11 protein-coding genes are annotated in these 16945 nt (G+C 62.4%); 5 read left to right on the forward strand and 6 right to left on the reverse strand.

The features are described from left to right. Nucleotides 1-1540 precede the first annotated feature (1540 nt). Entirely contained in the window at nt 1541-2611 is a 1071-nt protein-coding gene (locus HL653_RS22185; protein WP_171746416.1) for a hypothetical protein, read from the forward strand. A 243-nt stretch (nt 2612-2854) separates the two neighbouring features. Here the strand turns inward: HL653_RS22185 and HL653_RS22190 are convergent, their stop codons facing one another. After that, complete coding sequence (locus HL653_RS22190) at nt 2855-3790, reverse strand: LysR family transcriptional regulator (RefSeq protein WP_171746417.1); 936 nt, start codon at nt 3788-3790, stop codon at nt 2855-2857. 99 nt (nt 3791-3889) lie between these two features. Between HL653_RS22190 and HL653_RS22195 the strand changes: the two genes are divergently transcribed. The 4 genes from HL653_RS22195 (at nt 3890) to HL653_RS22210 (ending at nt 9400) form a co-directional block, all read left to right on the forward strand. Beyond that, nucleotides 3890-5038: an HlyD family secretion protein gene (locus HL653_RS22195; protein ID WP_171746418.1), complete on the forward strand. Its 1149-nt coding sequence runs from the start codon at nt 3890-3892 to the stop codon at nt 5036-5038. Beyond that, nucleotides 5035-6564, forward strand: coding sequence for a DHA2 family efflux MFS transporter permease subunit (locus HL653_RS22200; protein WP_171746419.1), 1530 nt, complete (start codon nt 5035-5037; stop codon nt 6562-6564). The genes HL653_RS22195 and HL653_RS22200 overlap by 4 nt, the downstream gene beginning before the upstream one ends. A gap of 10 nt (nt 6565-6574) precedes the next feature. Then, nucleotides 6575-8038, forward strand: a complete 1464-nt coding sequence (locus HL653_RS22205; RefSeq protein WP_171746420.1) for an efflux transporter outer membrane subunit — start codon at nt 6575-6577, stop codon at nt 8036-8038. 255 nt (nt 8039-8293) lie between these two features. Further along, on the forward strand, nt 8294-9400 hold the full coding sequence (locus HL653_RS22210; protein ID WP_171747205.1) for a cellulase family glycosylhydrolase: 1107 nt from the start codon (nt 8294-8296) through the stop codon (nt 9398-9400). 57 nt (nt 9401-9457) lie between these two features. Here HL653_RS22210 and HL653_RS22215 read toward each other — a convergent pair whose 3' ends face one another. The 5 genes from HL653_RS22215 to HL653_RS22235 all read right to left on the reverse strand — a co-directional run bounded on the left by HL653_RS22215 (nt 9458) and on the right by HL653_RS22235 (nt 16898). Beyond that, on the reverse strand, nt 9458-10699 hold the full coding sequence (locus tag HL653_RS22215) for a glycoside hydrolase family 105 protein (protein ID WP_216599895.1): 1242 nt from the start codon (nt 10697-10699) through the stop codon (nt 9458-9460). A 692-nt stretch (nt 10700-11391) separates the two neighbouring features. Next, complete coding sequence (locus HL653_RS22220; protein ID WP_253717284.1) at nt 11392-12975, reverse strand: alpha-L-rhamnosidase; 1584 nt, start codon at nt 12973-12975, stop codon at nt 11392-11394. A 345-nt stretch (nt 12976-13320) separates the two neighbouring features. Continuing rightward, a complete protein-coding gene (locus tag HL653_RS22225; RefSeq protein WP_171746422.1) occupies nt 13321-13527 on the reverse strand; it encodes a hypothetical protein in 207 nt (68 codons plus the stop codon). Nucleotides 13528-13588: 61 nt separating this feature from the next. Next, nucleotides 13589-14104: a lyase gene (locus tag HL653_RS22230; protein ID WP_253717286.1), complete on the reverse strand. Its 516-nt coding sequence runs from the start codon at nt 14102-14104 to the stop codon at nt 13589-13591. 313 nt (nt 14105-14417) lie between these two features. Beyond that, on the reverse strand, nt 14418-16898 hold the full coding sequence (locus HL653_RS22235; protein WP_171746423.1) for a TonB-dependent receptor: 2481 nt from the start codon (nt 16896-16898) through the stop codon (nt 14418-14420). Nucleotides 16899-16945 lie beyond the last annotated feature (47 nt).

Consider the following 16945-nt stretch of genomic DNA (forward strand, 5'->3'; position numbering starts at 1 on the left):
GCCATCGATCGCGATGCCGCCATCTCGGAACAGCGGACGACGTTCGATACGGCCTGTCCCCTGTATTCACCTGGCTGCCGGGAACAGGCGAGCGTCACTATAATCCGTGAAGAGTATGACGGTTCGCGCCTCAGGCCAGTCGTGGCAACTATCCGGGGGATCTGCGCGGCGGGTCGCCGGTGAGCTGGGTCGGCGGACTTGCTCTCGCGTTGGCGGCTCTGGTCGTGTTTCTCGCACTTAGTCGCGAGTCGCGCTTATCGTACCATCTCCGAGGTCTAGACCCAGTCGTGTGGTTCAGAGGCGAAGCGCTGGTGGTTGCCTTTATCCTGTTGATCGTTGGGATGGTGGCGCTGAGCGGCCAGTCAGCTTCTATGAGCCTTTCCGCCCGAAGCGAAACGCTGAAAGTGACGATCAGGCCGGAGGATCGCGCGCCTCGCTGGGGCCAGCCCTCATCTATGAAGGCGTTCGGATGGTCACTGCCGGAGTGCGAGGATCGCGTTCTAACGTTCGCATCCAATCGATCCGCTGACATCCCCGCGACCATCTACGGAATTCTGACGAAAGCGCCGTCAGAAGATCAGCCCGACTCCGTTGTTGCTGCCTCTGACGACGCAACAAAAGCGGTTGGGGAAAAGGTACTGCCAAGGCGTCCATCGACGCCCGTGCCTCCGCCTTCGACACCTGCGGAGCCTAAGCTAGATAGCGGCATCCGTGTTGTACTCGACCCACGCGCGAATAGCGATGTGCTTATCAGTTGTCCGGGACATGATAAGCCAACGGGAGCTAGCGGTAAGCTGGCAATCGAATATCGCGGGGGGGCGCGCAACAGGGCGCCAACCCTCTCTCTCAACGGACTGTTCGTAGTCGGCGGCAGCGTTTCAGATGGCGATCCCAATCAGCCCGCGTCCGCTACGCCACTTCTGCTGTCAGGCAACGTCGCCATTGAGGCGCGTTCTTGGCCATGGAGGTCGGGACGTGCCCGATCGGAGGTCCCGTTGGCGCTCGGGGATCTCGTCCACTTCGAATCCCGTGAAGGGGAGCCGGCCGCAACGGGCATCGTGCGCGCGGACGATGGAGCGCTTGAAGTGATCGCCTATACTGAGGCTAGCCTCGTTAAGATCGATAGACGCGGAGTATCTGACGCCATAGCAGTTGGCTACGCTCCGAGCTTCTGGGTGCGGGTGCAAGCGATGAGCGAATGGGCGCTCGTTGTGGCGATCGGCGGCCTGCTTCTCTATCTCGCGGGTGCCTTAGAGCGCCTATCGTCCCACCTCCGTCAGAACGGGCGGAAATGAGAATAATTCGCCTTTCGATCTCAGGCTTCGCGGCTCTGCTCCCGTTAGCCGCCGCTGCGCAAGACGGCTCCCCGGCAACGGCATACATCCAAGCAGACACAGGATCGCAGATCGGCCAAGGATTTTTTCTTAATGGTGCGCGGGGCTGTGTCCTAGTGACGGCAGGCCACGTCGCGGAGGGCACGGATCGCGTGCACTGGTGGTCCGAGGGAGTTTCAGGAACTGGACACATCGCGGTGTCGTCCGTGGACAAGGCCGCGAACCTCGACATTGGCATCATCGACGAGATCGCTCCGGCCCCGGCGCGCTGTCCGACGCATGAGGGGCTCACGCGCATCGGGCCGGCCATCTCTCAGCGTGGAACCGAAATATTCAAGGTTTCGCCGACCGGACGACGGCTTCGGATCGAGGTGTCAATCGTCGATGACATGCCAGATTTAATCGTACGCCCAATCTTCGCCGACGAAGAGATCAAGTCTGGAACAAGCGGCGCGCCTGTCCGCGTCGCCGGCGTTGTAGTTGGCATGGTGCAGAGCGTAGACAACAAGGGCGCTAATCCCATGGTGCAGGTGCAGCGGCTCGACAGAGTTCCGCAAGTCGTGGCAGCTTGGCTTACGGAACCGGTTGCACGTGCGGTTGTCGTACGCAAACCATTCGACGAAGCGCAGCTTCCACACAACATACTCGCCGTAGTTCGATCAGCTCGTGACATGCGCCAGCACGCCGAGCGCAACGCGAAGGAAGCCCGTAGGATCGAAGAGGAGGCCGATAAGGCCGCCGCCATTGCGAGCGGGGCAGGCCCGAGCGGAAATCCCTATCGCACTTTCGTCGCCGACAATGAAATGCTCGAATACTCTGGCCTGATAAAGACTTTGGCGAATGATGGCGCTCGAGCATCTAGTTACGGTATAAGCAAAACAGTAAAAGGTGACAACTTAGGACGCCAAGTAAAATGCATATATTCATTTCTCAAGGAAGGGAGCTGCGACGGACTCGGAGTCGTGATATTCGAGGACAAGAGCAGTTTGGCTCGATGGGAGGGCGAGATCTGTCCCAATCGGGTACTTTGCGGCCCCGGCATTCTCCATTATAAAGATGGCGCCGTCTGGTACTACGACCCCACAAAACCTGGCCCTGGGGTAGTCGAGCAACAGGATCCCGGCGACCGGAGTGCGGTGCGTTTCGAAGGGGTAATCGACGGCACTTGGGAGGGCCTCGGTGTTCTATGGAATGTGAGCGACGGGTCGGTTAACCGCTTCGGTCTTTGGAAAGCCGGTAAACCACAAACCACGACTACTTCAACCCAACCGCGCTGAACACTGCATGCACCGATGCTGCTTCGCCCTGGGAGTGCCACGATCAAAGTGAAGCATATAGCAGGCGCTACATAATAAATGCCAGAAGACCCAAGAGCCGACGTTCCCAAGCAAACTCGCACTCTCCAAAATCAGACACTTGTTCATATGCCGGCATCTCGACGCCCGCATTTTCCTGTATCTGCATCAACGACGGCGTCTGCTGTGACCGCCTGTAGGCGGGGTGAGATTCCAGAATATCTGTCAAGCTGAACGAGAAAATCCTGCGACATCTACAATTACTGATCGAAACCAGGCGTGCGCGGCATTGCCCCGATTGCGACCATGCCAGACCATCCCGATCCCGATCGGCGCCTCGTCCGTCACCGGCGAGAGGATGCAGATCTCGTTTCGCTCCACGCCGTGCTCGGCTATCCGGCGAGGAATGCAGGCGACCATGTCCGTCCGCGCGACGATCGCAGTGGCCGTGCGGGAATCGTAGACGATCGCCTGCGGGTGTGGCGCGGCATGGGAGAAGGTCGCTTCCGACGTGTCGATCAGCAGGTTGACGTCCGCCAATTCCCGCTTGAGGGCTGCGAACGGATAGCGGGACGCCAGTTGCACCTGGGGCTGGCTCATCAGTTCGGCGGCATCGATCGGCCGGCCCGAGAGCTTGTTGCCCGCCGCCGCGATCCAGACCATCTCCTCCGCGAAGAGTGGATCCACCACAAACCGCGACGGCATCGGCGCCGTGCCGGACAGCACGACGTCGACGATCCCCTGATCCAGCATCTCGCCCCCGTCATCAACGAGCGGCACGATCCGGACGGTCAGGTTCGGCGCCTCGTCCCGGATACGCGCCAGCAAAGGCGGAACGAGCAGCAGACAGAAGTAGGCGCCCGCCGCGATCGCGAACGAATGCGACGCCGTGGCCGGTGCGAAATCCGGTGGCGCCAGCGTGTCGTGAAGCTGGCGCAGGCTGGTCCTGATCCCTGGGGCGATCTGCTCCGCCCGCGCCGAAGGCTGAAGACCGCGCGGTCCGCGTACGAACAGCTGATCGTCCAGCATCCGCCGCAGCCGCCCGAGCGCGTGACTGACTGCGGACTGCGTGAGCCCCAGCCGATCCGCGACGCGGGTAACGCTCCGCAATTCCATCAGCGCATCGAAGATCTTCAGGAGGTTCAGGTCCAGCTCGGGCATGAATATCCTTCATAATGATGCTGACGAGTGATCATTATATTTATGGCTGCCGAACCGTTAGGTGGCAACCGATCGCCGTTGCGCCCGAACGAAAGTCCGATGACGTCCACACCCCGCTCTGCCGAATTTGAAAATGCCGTTGTCGCCGATCCCGATCTCGTGACCGGCTCCCCTTTGCCTCTGGACGATGAGGCAGCGCCTGTCGCTCGCCGCCAGCGGCTTCGCATCCCGCTGCTGATCGCGGGGGGGCTTGTCGCGGCCGCGGCGGCCTTGTTCTTTTATCTGCACGGCGGCCGCTACGAATCCACCGACAATGCCTACTTCCAGACAGGCCTCGTCTCCGTCGCGGCGAATGTAAGCGGCCCCGTCATCGCGGTCGAAGTCCACGATAATCAGCATGTGCGTGCCGGTCAGGTCCTGTTCCGGATCGATCCGGCGCCCTTCCAGGCCGCCGTCGACCAGGCCGAGGCGAGCCTGGCGGACGCGCGCGTCCAGATCGAGGCGCTCCGCGCCACATACCGCCAGGGTCAGGCGCAGCTCGATACGGCGCGCAGTCAGCTCGACTATGCGACCGGCGAAGCGGATCGTCAGAAGAAGTTGCTCGCCGAAGGTATATCGTCGCGCGCGCAATATGATCAGGCGGTGCTGGCCGAACGCACGGCGCGTCAGGCGATCGCCTCGAGCCACCAGAAGAACGAGAGCATCGCCGCCACGCTCGCCGGCAATGTCGATGTACCGACCGACCGGCAGCCGACTGTCCGGCGCGCGCAAGCCCAGTTGAACCGGGCGCGACTGGATCTCGGCTATACGATCGTGCGCGCGGCGCAGGACGGGATCGTCACCAAGGTCAATCAATTGCAGGTCGGCGATTATGTGAGCGCCGCCCGTCCTGTCTTCTCCTTGGCCGGTAGCCACATCTGGATCGAGGCCAACTTCAAGGAGAATCAGCTCGATCACATGCGGATCGGCCAGCGTGCCACGTTCGCGGTCGATGCCTTTCCAAGCCTGCATCTCACCGGCCGCGTCGGCAGCTTCAGCCCGGGCACCGGCAACAGCTTCGCACTGCTGCCCCCCGAAAACGCGACCGGCAACTGGGTGAAGGTCGTCCAGCGCCTGCCTGTGGAGCTGGAGATAGACAGCGTCCCGTCCGACGTCCCGCTCCATGCCGGCCTCAGCGTGACGGCGACGGTCGACACCGGCTTCCGACGCCGCCTGTTCGGCGGGGGCGACGCCCGGCCCGCGCAATGACGGTCGCCTATCCCGAGCCGGGGATACGTCGGCTTGTCACGGCCTCGGTGATGGCCGCGACCGTGATGAACTCGCTGGACAGCACGATCGCCAACGTCGCGCTGCCCCATATCCAGGGCAGCGTCGCCGCCTCCGCGGAGGAGATCAGCTGGGTGCTGACATCCTATATCGTCGCTGCCGCCATCTTCACGCCGTTGACCGGCTGGTTCGCCGGCCGCTTCGGGCGCAAGCGCCTGATGCTCTTCTCGATCGTCGGCTTCACGGTGGCGTCGGGCCTCTGCGGCATCGCGTCCACGCTGGGCGAGATCGTCGGCTTCCGCCTGTTGCAGGGTGTGTTCGGCGCGGCGCTCGTACCGATGAGCCAGGCGATCCTGCTCGACATCAATCCGCCGGAACGGCACGGCCCGGCCATGTCGGTCTGGGCGATGGGCGCCGTGCTGGGCCCGATCGTCGGCCCGGCGCTTGGCGGCTGGCTGACCGATAATCTCAGCTGGCGCTGGGTGTTCTTCATCAATTTGCCGATCGGCGTGCTCGCCTTCGCGGGCCTCTCGCTGTTCCTCACCGAGACCAAGGCCGCCGCGCGCGGCCGGCTCGATCTGTTCGGCTTCATGATGCTCGCGCTCGCGATCGGGGCGCTGCAGTTGATGCTCGATCGCGGCCAGACGAAGGACTGGTTCAGCTCGCTGGAAATATGCATCGAGGGCGGCTGCGTGCTGCTGTTCGGATATCTGTTCGTCGCCCACACGCTCACCGCGCGCCAGCCCTTTATCGATCTCGGGCTGTTCGCGGACGTGAACTTCACCTTGGGTTCGCTGTTCGGCTTCGTGCTGGGCGTCCTGATCTTCTCGGTCCTGGCGCTGCTGCCACCGATGCTCGAAGGGCTCCTGGGCTATCCGGTCGTGCTTACGGGGCTCGTTACCGCGCCGCGAGGCGTCGGCTCCTTCATCGCGATGACGGCGGCCGGCATCCTCATCAAACGCTTCGATCCACGGCTCCTCATCCTGATCGGCTTCGGCTTGGCCGCTCTTTCGATGTACCAGATGTCCGGCTTCTCGCTGGCGATGGATGAGCGGCTGATGATCGCCTCGGGCTTGATTTCGGGCCTCGGCACCGGCCTGATCTTCGTGCCTCTCTCAACGCTGGCCTTCGCGACGCTGCCCGCGCGCTACCGCAACGAAGGTGCCGCAATGTTCACGCTGATCCGCAATATCGGCTCGGCGATCGGCATTTCGGTGTTGCAGGCGATGACGATCCGCAACGCGGCGACCGTCCATTCGCGGCTGGTCGAAACGATCCGTCCAGACAATCCCGTCATGGCGCAGGCCGCCCCATCATTCGATTTCGGCACGCCCGTGCTCGTCGCACGGATGAATGCGGCGATCACCCGGCAGGCATCGATGGTTTCCTATATCGATGCCTTCTGGTTCCTGTTCCTGATCACGCTGGCGGTGATGCCGCTGCTCCTGCTCCTCCGCAAACCGAAGAAGGCCGATGCCGGTGACGGCGTCGCGCTCCACCTTGATTGATCGATCCTCGATGCGCCTGATACCGCTCTTCCTTTGCATGTCCGCGCTGGCCGGCTGCACCGTCGGCCCGAATTTCGAGCGTCCGGCGGCACCCAGCACTCAAACCTATCTGCCGCCGGCCGAACAGGCGGCCACCGCTCCGGGCCAGCCTACCGTGTCCGTCGGCGAAGGCCCCCGGCAAGGCTGGTGGCGCGCTTTCGGATCGCCAGATCTTGACCGGCTCGTCGATCAGGCACTGACCCACAATCGCAGTCTCGCCGCCAGTGATGCGACTCTCTCGGCATCGCGCGCCGAGATGCGGGCGGTGGCGGGGCGCGCCTTGCCACAAGTGGACGCGACCGCCCGTGTCGATCAGCAGCAGGTCAATCTCGCCGCCTTCGGCTTCGCGCCCTCACCGTCGCTCGGCCTCGCCGGCAATCCCAATTTCGAGCTTTACTCGGTCGGCGGTGGGATCAGCTACGATCTGGACCTGTTCGGCGGCACGCGCCGGCAGATCGAGCAGGCCGCCGCCCAGTCCGAGGCGCAGCGGCGTCGGACCGAAGCCGCACACCTCACCCTCGCGGGGCAGGTCGTCGGCCAGGTGCTCGGCATCGCCGCGATCCGCGCCCGCATCGCCGTGCAGCAGTCGATCCTCGACGAGGACCGCCGCAACCTCGATCTGACACGCAAACGGCACGAGGGCGGCGAAGGTACGCTCGTCGAAGTCCTGAACGCCCAGAGCCAGTTTACCGCCGATCAGGCGATCTCGCCGGGGCTGGACCAACAGTTGGCGGAAGCGCGGCATCTGCTCGCCATCCTGGTCGGCGTCACGCCGGCCGATCTGGGGCCTACCGACTTCGATCTCGCCGCCCTTACCCTGCCAACCGACGTTCCAGTGACTCTCCCCTCCGAACTCGTCCATAAGCGTCCGGACATATTGCAGTCCGAGGCCGAACTGCACGCGGCGACCGCCGCGATCGGCGTGGCGACCGCCAAACTCTACCCGGACATCACCCTCGGCGCGACGCTGACCCAGGCTTCGCCGTCGATCGACAACGCTTTCAAGAATGCTTTCCGCGGCTACGACATCTTCGCGGGCCTCGCCGCGCCGATCTTCCACGGCGGCACGCTCAAGGCCGAGCGCGCCGCTGCGATCGAGCGCGCGCACGCGGCGGATGCGACCTATCAGCAGACCGTGCTGAGCGCCTTCGGTCAGGTGGCAGACCTGTTGAGCGCGCTGCAGACGAATGCGCGCGCTGTCGAGCGGCAGAGCGAGGCGGAGGCAGTCGCCCGCCGCTCCCTTCAGCTGTCACGGCGCAGTTTCGAGGTCGGCAATAGCGGCCTGCTCCAGGTGCTGGATTCCGAGCGCCTCTACCAGCGCGCGAGCGCCGATCTGGTCACGGCGCGCTCGATCCAACTTCTCAATGTCGCCCGCCTCTATGTGGCGACGGCCGGAGGCTGGATAACCCCTTCTCCGAATCTCGCACGCCGGTAGAATATCCACGGTCACAGCGTAAACCGCTTGCCAGCTCGGTTGTGGGACGGCGTGCCTGAACGACCGGACCAGCGGAGTTCTGCGGTGGAATGGGTTCGCTCGAGTGGCAAGAACAGGTTCGGTAGCATGCAGCCATACATTCGGTAACGGATATCGGAAGGGTTACGGCGCCCCCGTCACCAAGCGTGCTCGAAATTCAGCGTGGTCCGCCGCGCGCATGCCATCGCCTTCCATCGTCGGGAATATGCCATGAAGATGTCAATCTCAGTCGCGATCCTTTCCTTGATCCTTTCGGCTTCTCCAGCGACCGCGCGTGATCGATGGAGACCGGCGCAGGCGCAAGCATGGTACGACAAGCAGCCTTGGCTGGTCGGCGCCAATTACGTGCCGGCGACTGCCATCAACCAACTCGAAATGTGGCAAGCTGACACGTTCGATCCCGCCCGGATCGATCTGGAACTGGGCTGGGCGGAGAAGATGGGCATGAACACGATGCGCGTGTTCCTTCACGATCAGCTCTGGGAGCAGGATCGGGAGGGTTTCAAGGCACGTCTCGATACCTTTCTGGCCATTGCCGCCAAGCATCATATCAAGCCGCTGCTGGTCCTGTTCGACAGCTGCTGGGATCCGGCGCCAAAGCTCGGCCCCCAGCACCCGCCGATTCCGGGTGTTCACAATTCGGGCTGGGTGCAGTCGCCCGGCATTGCGGCCCTGCAGGATAGCGCACAGCACCCCCGGCTGAGGGCCTATGTGGAGGGCGTGATCGGGGCCTTTGCCAAGGACGAGCGCATCCTAGGCTGGGATCTTTGGAACGAACCCGACAATCCCGCCGAACAATATCGGGGCCAGCCGAAGAACAAGGCCGACCTCGTGACCGCGTTGCTACCTCACGTGTTCGCCTGGGCGCGGTCAGTCGATCCAAGCCAGCCCCTCACCAGCGGCCTTTGGACGGGCATGACCTGGGCACCGACCGACACGCACCGGCCGATCGAAGCGGTCCAGTTGGCCCAGTCCGATATCCTTTCCTTCCACGATTATGGTTGGCCGGAATCGATCGAGAAACGAATTGCCATGCTGGAGGGCTATGATCGGCCGATCCTTTGCACCGAATATATGGCGCGCGGTGCAGGCTCGACCTTCGACGGATCGCTGCCGATCGGCAAAGCCCACAAGGTCGGTATGATCAATTGGGGCTTCGTCGATGGCAAGGAGCAGACGCGCCTGCCGTGGGACAGCTGGAAACGACCTTATGTGCTGGAGGAACCAACCCTGTGGTTTCACGATGTTCTGCATACTGACGGTACGCCCTATCGCCCGGCCGAAGTAAAGCTGATCACGACACTCTCGCGTGGAGGCGGGTAAGGCGGGACAGGGGCTTGGTGGGACGCAATCCACCCGCCGGTCTGTCCGCCTGCCGCGTCAGGCCAGCAAGGCCGTTGCGCACCAGAGTATCGGCGCCTGACCATGGAGATCGCCGGTGTTTCGTTTTCGATCCATATAATATTGATAGTCGTTCTTTTTGTTGGTGCCCTCGCAGACATCGGGGATCTCGGCATTGGCATTGATCCGGGCGCACAGAGCCAGCCAGCCCTTGCGCCCGGCCTGGGCATATCGCCCGTCAAGCCAGCCTGATTTGGCGCCGGTAATCATGGCGAAGGTGAACATCGCGGTGGCCGAACTCTCAGGCCAAGATTCCGGCCGGTCGATCAACTGGCGCCACATTCCTCCCTCGCCCTGGTGGGAGAGCAGCGTCGCCATCATCGTGCGATAATGCACGAGGATTTTTGCCCGGTTTGCATCGCCGGCCGGCAATGTCCGCAGCAGCTCCGCCATGCCGACAGCGAACCAGCCATTGCCGCGCCCCCAGTAGAAGGGCACGTCGGGAGCGTGGAAGAACAGCCCGTTGGGCTGTTGCAGGCGGTCAAGATAGGCGACCGCCTCGCGGCCGGCCCGATCGAGATAGACAGGATCGCCGGTCGCGCGGAACGCCTGCAGCTGCAGGATAGTAATCATATACATATCGTCGACCCAGAAGCGGGTCTGCGGACTCAGATTGGCGGCTACGGCCTCTGCGGAGATGGCGCGCTCGTCCGGCGTGAGCGCTGAAAGGCGCTCGGACGACAGCGGGGCCCACTGACGATCGGCGATCGCCTTGCCGATCGCCAGATATCGCGGATCACGTGTTTCGATATACAGCTCCAGCGGGACAGCCCCGAACATCGACGGATCGACATGCTGGACGGTGGGCAGCAGGGCGGATTCGGTTGAAAACAGCGGCTCGAAACGCGCTGCCAAACGATGGCTCAGGTCGGTATCACCGCTGAGCTTCGCGAAGGTCAGCGCGCCGTACCAGGCGCAGCCTTCCGGATAAATGATGCTGCCGGTCGGCTGCACGCCATCCGCATTACCGTGGGGCATGCGGACGAAACGTTCGGCGACGCGCTTGCCGATTGCGCCCGGCGACATGCCCTTGGGCCACCCCGACAAGACGGTCTCGGGTGCTTGCGCCCGGATGGATGGGGCAGCCGCCGAAGCCGCAAGCGCAACGATCAGGGAGCGTCGGTCCACAAGCATGTTCTCTCCATCAGGCTCGTTGAATCGATGCGCGCCACGATGGTCCACGATCCGGTGTGGCCTTCGGGGTTCACGCACCTTGGTCATTATTTGTCATACAACTCGGCCTGTGCCAACACTCGTCGAAATGCAGTTCCGTAATCGGCGGACGCCCCCACCGGGGGGATGAGATTATGAGCGCAGCCTTCAGGGCGTAGAACCAGGACGGCCGGCTCGCTCTCTGGAACCGGGCGCGACAATGGCGGCAGCTCTGCGGCTCGCGCATCACTGAGCTGCCGCTCGTGCCGGCTCCGACACTGGTTGACGCGCCAAGGGTCTCGGGGCAGCGCCCGGTGCAGTAGCTGGTCGGAACATCTCGGAAGTATTCGACGGCACAGAGTGGGATTGTCCTGCCATTCAAAAGCGACGGACGGAACGCCCGCTCTTGTCTGGAGCAGGCATTCGGCGTTTCCCCGAGTGGCATTGCAGGCCACCAATGATTTCAAATCCTAGGAGCACCTTCTGCGCGTGGAAGGATGGAGCATCGCTCAACTGGTGCATCTCGCAGAATTTCTAAATAAGTTCAATAAGATACAAGCCCACTCTCAAAGAGAGTACAGATATCGGGCAGAGTGGAGTATTTTTCAGAATACATTTTCCGAAAACCTTCGTCAAAAGGCAGATATTTTTTGAATAAGCATACTGTTACATAGTTGTCTCAAGCTTTTACAATTTTATCTCCGGATACACAGTGAAAACCCTCTCTTACCAGCCATGTTATTCGGGCGCACTACCTCCGATCAAACGCCTATCCTTATGCGGTGATTGGGTTTCAGACGAATGGTGCGCCTGGGAAGCCCGGGAATCGACAATTCTATCGTCTGGGGATTTTCTTCGATCCCCAGGAGCTCGAGAGGAATGCCTGTCGAGGTCGTGACGAGTCTCGCGCTACCGCCTTGAATCCGAGCCACCGGTTTGCCGGCAATTTCCAACTCGGCGCCGCCGAGGCGATACCGCATGTTCAGGCGCAGCCCTGCGTCACTATACGTCTCCAATCGCGCTTCGCGCGCGGCGGGATGCGATGGACGCACGTTCCAGCAGATCGTGTCCCGCTCTTCGTGTACGCCTACAAGACGCCAGCTATATTCGATCATGACAAGTGCGGTGGGAGAATAGCCGGGAGCATCTTCTTGCGTGAAGGCGCCGGTGAGCGGATCGACCTGAGTTCGAATAGACAGATCCCGTTGAATGGCTTCGCACCATTTGCTCATCATCGTCCCGAATTCGGCAGTGCGGCCGTAATGATCGAACCAACGGCAGGCTCGCAAAGCTGTGAGCGCCTGAGCGGCACCGCCCCAGCTGTTGTTCGGGATCGGCCGGACGAAGGTCGGATCGTCGAGCGCGACGGACGGCAGCGGGAATGCGGCCCAGAATTTCTTCGGATTGTGGATCTGGCGTTCCCATAATGTCTCGAAGAGCGCCTGATCCGGCACATGCTCGCCGATCACTCGGGATAGAAGATCGCAATTCACCCGGACGAAACGATCCTGCGCATCGCGATCGTAGAAGGTGGCATCCACAGGATCATAGAGCGTGGAGATGATGGTGGAGCGCAAGGTCTCCGCCTCCGTCAGCCAGCGATCAGCGTCTGCAGACTTGCCAAGGGAGGTGGCCATCTCCGCCAAGGCGCGCCGGGCACCAAATGTGCTGGCAGACAGGTCGGGACATAGGCGCGGAAGCGATGCGATCGGATGATGCGTGCGGGCATTCTTGTTCGGGCATTGGTTGGGCATACCGGCCCAACGCGGGCTGTTGTCATGTCCGGTGTCATAGGTGCAGAACCCTTCGACCAGACCAGTCCCCCGCGTATCCCGATATTGCCTGAGCCAAGCGTCCCAGGCGGCGCACGCTTTGTAGGCCGTCGCAAGCAGTTCCTCGTCGCCGGTGCTGCGGGCAAGCTCCCAGGCAGTTGCAGCTATCGGCACGACCATCTGAATTTGGCCGAAACCGGTCTCGGTTCGCTTGTTATTGGCTGGAAGTTGGCCGTCCGCGCGCTGAAGATCGAAAAATGTTGTGTGGCTGTTTCGGGCGACATCTGGCCTGAACTTTCGGTAGACGAGCGCTTCGTGCGGCCCGCATTCCATCCAAATGCCTTGATAGACCGAGCCCTCGATCAGGACCGGTCCGTCGATATAGGGCATGACCTGAACATTGCCTGCCAGCACCGACAGCGCCTTGTCATAGGCGGCCTGCCATCGCGCATTCGCTATCGCGAACTTCGGCGCACGGTGATCCAACCGTGGCGAGGCCTGTGAAGCGCTCAACGGCGTCGCGTCAACACCGAGGACCGTTGCGGAAGCCACCGCACCTGTGGAGATCGTCAAAAACGCACGTCTGTCCACTCGATCTCACCTCTGATTTGCTAGGTCGATGTCACGTCTTTTATGCCGATGGCGAATAGTCGGAATGACCGACGGAAGTCGCCCCGGATGATAGCCAGGCCTGAGCTTTTCCCGCCTGTTCTATAATGAAACCTAGCACCCGAATTCGGCTTACAGCATGGTTTTCAGGAGAGCCGGCATGGTACTTTTCGTGACATTTTAGCTTACGACGCATGCGAAGAGTTTCAACTCAATCACCTAGTGATTGAGTTCGAATCCCTCCGCCCCGAGCTCGTGCCGCTGACGCCGCAGGCGATCGCGGTCCTGCGCGCTCTGGCCGCTCTCCGGTCATCGCAGGCCGGTCTTTCCAGCAATCGCCATGCCGATCGCCCGATGAGCGAGAATGCGATCGGCTATCTGCTCAACCGCGCCGGCTATCATGGCCACCACGTGCCCCACGGCTTCCGGGCCGCTTTCTCGACGATCATGAACGAGTGGGTCGAACGGCACGGCAAGGACCATGATCGCAAGGTCATCGATCTGATGCTCGCCCAAGGCCCAGGGGCCTCATGGGATCTTGACCCGCTCGCCGATCGACAGTGGACGGACTTTGGGCCTACGACGTCAACTTGCCCGATCTGCAGGCTTTCATCGCCTCTCGTGCAAACTTGTCGACCCAAGCGCCGCTGGAGGCTTCGATCCACGGTCGAATATGTTCGACGAGAGCCACATCCGCAATGAGCGTCGCAGCTTCAAAAACCGGTAGACTTACAGAATCACCAGACAGCGCCACGATCGCCCAAGGAAGGGCCAGCTCAGGATCGCGCTGCGCAAGACCCAAGAGAGCTTCCGCTCTGACTATCTCTTCCATGTCACTCATGGCATTGAGCAAAGCCTCTCGCACCTCAGGCGTATCGATGCTTTGCTGCGAAAGCAGCATCGTTGCCCAATCTCGGTTCGCAACCTCATTGTCCCGCATCAGGGCGATTAGACGACGCAGGTTATCATTGGCGGATGCACCTCCAGCAAGAGAGACATCCCCACCTATAATCGCGTTCAGAAATCCGAAGGTGGATAATAGTCTTCGCTCATGTGCCAATTTTATCATTCTCGCTGAGCGTCCGCCAACCATGCTATAGTCTTACAAGTCTCGCATCAGACACTTTCGAACCGGCCGCAAACTGAACGAATGGCCGAGAGTTCGAAGCAGCCGAGCATGACGCGGCCAGACCGAAGAACGTCTTGCCGGCCTTGCTGCCGGGCATAGGAGCCCGATCTGGTTTGGCGTGAGATCCCATGTTGCGACTTAACCGCGTGGACGCCCAAATATTCGATCCCGGAACTCGATGGTGCATCACCGAGGATCTCTATGCGATCGCGCCGATCTCCGTCTTCCACTTACAGTAGCGCTTCCCTGGCTAACGCACCGGTCGGCGGATTCAGGCTCAGAAGCGAAACCGTATACCGGCCTGAACCGATCTCGGAGCGCCCGGCGCGTAGAAGGTCGAGTTCACCAGCGGCCGCTCGCCGCCGATCACCGGGGTCGCGAACGGTCGCGCCACGAAATTGCCGCCGCCGTCGAATGCGGTCGCAGCCAGTTGCGCGGCGGTCGCATAATGTTTGTCGAGGATGTTGTTGACCTGCACGAACAGCGTCAGCGCCTTCACCGGGCGAAGCTCCGCGCCGACATTCACGACCGCGTAGGGATCGGTTTTGCCTGATCCGAGATAATAGACCCCATCCGGCCTGTGCTGCCCATTCTCGTTCCCGCGCGCGATCATGCTCGACACCGCGATCAGCTCGAGGTCGAGCGAGAACCTGCGGCTCACGTCCCAGCCGACCCCAGCCTTGATCGTGTGGCGCGGGATGAGCGGGATCCGGTCCCCCCGCGCAATGGCGATGTCGCCCCCGAAACCCGGCCCGGCATGATCGGCCGAACTGTTGGCCGATCCGTCGACCTGCTCGGCCGAGCGATAGGTGGCGTCGAGGAAGCTGTAATGGCCGGTCAGCCGGAAGGCGCCGACGCGGCCGGACAGATCGACATCGATTCCCTGGCGCCGCGTCTTCCCGAAATTGCGGAAATAACCGAAGCCCGAGGCATCGTCGGTCAGGAACAATATGTCGTTGCGGCTCACCGTGCGGAATGCGCCGACCCGCGCGCGGATACCGGCGAGGTCGGCATCGACGCCGCCTTCCACCGTGCGTGCCACCACCTGCTTCAGCGGCGGATCGCCGGCCAGCGCATTGGGCAGGCGGCAGGGATTTTCGGGATCCGCACAGCCCAGTTCGATCGCGGACGGCACGCGGCTGGTCTGCGCGACCGCAGCATCGAAGGCGAGCGCCTTCGTGATCGCATAGCGCACCGCAATCGCCGGATTGAGTCGGTCATAGGTCTGGTCGCTATCCAGAGAGCCGGATCCCCCGCCCGGCGTGATCCGGTCGCGGTTGCGGATCGCGGTGCGGTCGTAGCGCGTCGAGAGGTCGACATGCAGCCTGTCCGTCAGCTCGATCGCATCCAGCGCATAGGCGCTGAAAACCGTCGTCCGCCCGGTCATGTCCACGCGCGCGTCGAACGCATTTTCCGAATCCTGCGATCCGTCAGCAAAGGCGCCAGGGCCCGCCACCGTCACGATCGTGCGATCGGACGTGAGATAGCCGAACTGCGACAATTGGGTGAAATGCGCGCGGCCGGCCACGTAGTTGAGCCCCACCGTCAGCGCATTCTTCACGCCACCGATCGGCGTCACCAGTGTCACCTCGCCGGTCGCGCCCCATTCGCGCTGCGTGGTGCCGGATCGGTTGGCCAAGCCATCGCATTTCTCGTTCGGCTCGCTGTTGAGCAGGATGTTGGCGATGCAGCGCCATTTCGGGAAAGGCGTGTTGGCCTGCGTCTCGCCGCTTGTTGGGAAGCCCGTATAGCCGGCCCGCGCCAGCGCGGTGCGCTCCGCCGCGCTTGGCTGGTAGAGATTTTCGCCCAGCGCATCGTCATTCACGTCACCGTTGAAACCGCGCGTCCGGATATGCCGCCAGAAGATATTGCCGTTGACGCTCAGCCTGTCCGAGAAACGATGGCTGCCGGTCAGGTTGGCCAGCCAGGCGCGGTTCTTCGTCGTGTCGGGATAGGAATAGACACTGGCGCGGTCCGCTGCCAGCAGCCGCATCTCCTGCAGCCCGTTGCCGTTGAGATCGGTATCGGCATAGCTGCCCGACAGATGCACGGCTGTCGCCGCATCCGACCAGCCGACCTTGCCGAATAGTTGCTTCGCCTCTGACTGCGAAACGTCGCGCCAGCCCTTTTCCTTGAACCAGTCGCCACTCGCGAACCAGTCGATCCCGTTGCTCGCGCTGCCGCCCGCCTGCCCCTCCAGCATCTTGCGCCGGAACGAGCCGTAACTTCCCTCGATCTCATAGCCCGGATCGGAGGTGCCGTCCTTGGTGCGGATCGAAAGCGCGCCACCCAGCGAGTTTCGTCCGAACAGCGGATTGGAGCCGGGCACGAGGCTGACCGAGCGGATCGCCGATTTCGGGATCAGATCCCAGCTGACCACGTCGCCGAACGGCTGGTTCACGCGCACGCCGTCCTGATAGACGGACAGGCCCTGCGGCGTGCCGAGCAGGGGCGAGGCCGTGAAGCCGCGATAATTGATGTCGGGCTGCAGCGGATTGCCCTGCACCTCGTTGACGAAGACCCCACCCGCAACGCGTTTCAGATAATCGGTCAGGTCCGTGGCGTGCGAGCGCTCCAGTTCCTCGTCGCTCGCGGTCTGCGCCGGAAAGGCCAGCGCGCCCTCCCCCACGTTGGACAAGGGCGTGGGCGCCGTCACCACGATCTCGGACGGCGCCTGCACATGCGACGGATCAGTCTGCGCGAGCGCCGGCACCGCCGCCAGGCCCGTCGTGGCAAACAGATACAGACGCCTGCTCATCGAGCCTCTCCCCTTTTTTCGTTGGCCGGGAAGATAGCGTCAGGCGC

The sequence above is a fragment of the Sphingomonas sp. AP4-R1 genome, from assembly GCF_013113735.1.
GTDB lineage: Bacteria > Pseudomonadota > Alphaproteobacteria > Sphingomonadales > Sphingomonadaceae > Sphingomonas_I.

Excerpts from the sequence above, each read along its gene's own strand:
- HL653_RS22200 (WP_171746419.1), top strand. The coding sequence starts at position 5,035 with ATGACGGTCGCCTATCCCGAGCCGGGGATACGTCGGCTTGTCACGGCC.
- HL653_RS22205 (WP_171746420.1), top strand. The coding sequence starts at position 6,575 with ATGCGCCTGATACCGCTCTTCCTTTGCATGTCCGCGCTGGCCGGCTGC.
- HL653_RS22230 (WP_253717286.1), bottom strand. The coding sequence starts at position 14,104 with ATGGTTGGCGGACGCTCAGCGAGAATGATAAAATTGGCACATGAGCGA.
- HL653_RS22195 (WP_171746418.1), top strand. The coding sequence starts at position 3,890 with ATGACGTCCACACCCCGCTCTGCCGAATTTGAAAATGCCGTTGTCGCC.
- HL653_RS22210 (WP_171747205.1), top strand. The coding sequence starts at position 8,294 with ATGTCAATCTCAGTCGCGATCCTTTCCTTGATCCTTTCGGCTTCTCCA.
- HL653_RS22190 (WP_171746417.1), bottom strand. The coding sequence starts at position 3,790 with ATGCCCGAGCTGGACCTGAACCTCCTGAAGATCTTCGATGCGCTGATG.
- HL653_RS22215 (WP_216599895.1), bottom strand. The coding sequence starts at position 10,699 with ATGACCAAGGTGCGTGAACCCCGAAGGCCACACCGGATCGTGGACCAT.
- HL653_RS22235 (WP_171746423.1), bottom strand. The coding sequence starts at position 16,898 with ATGAGCAGGCGTCTGTATCTGTTTGCCACGACGGGCCTGGCGGCGGTG.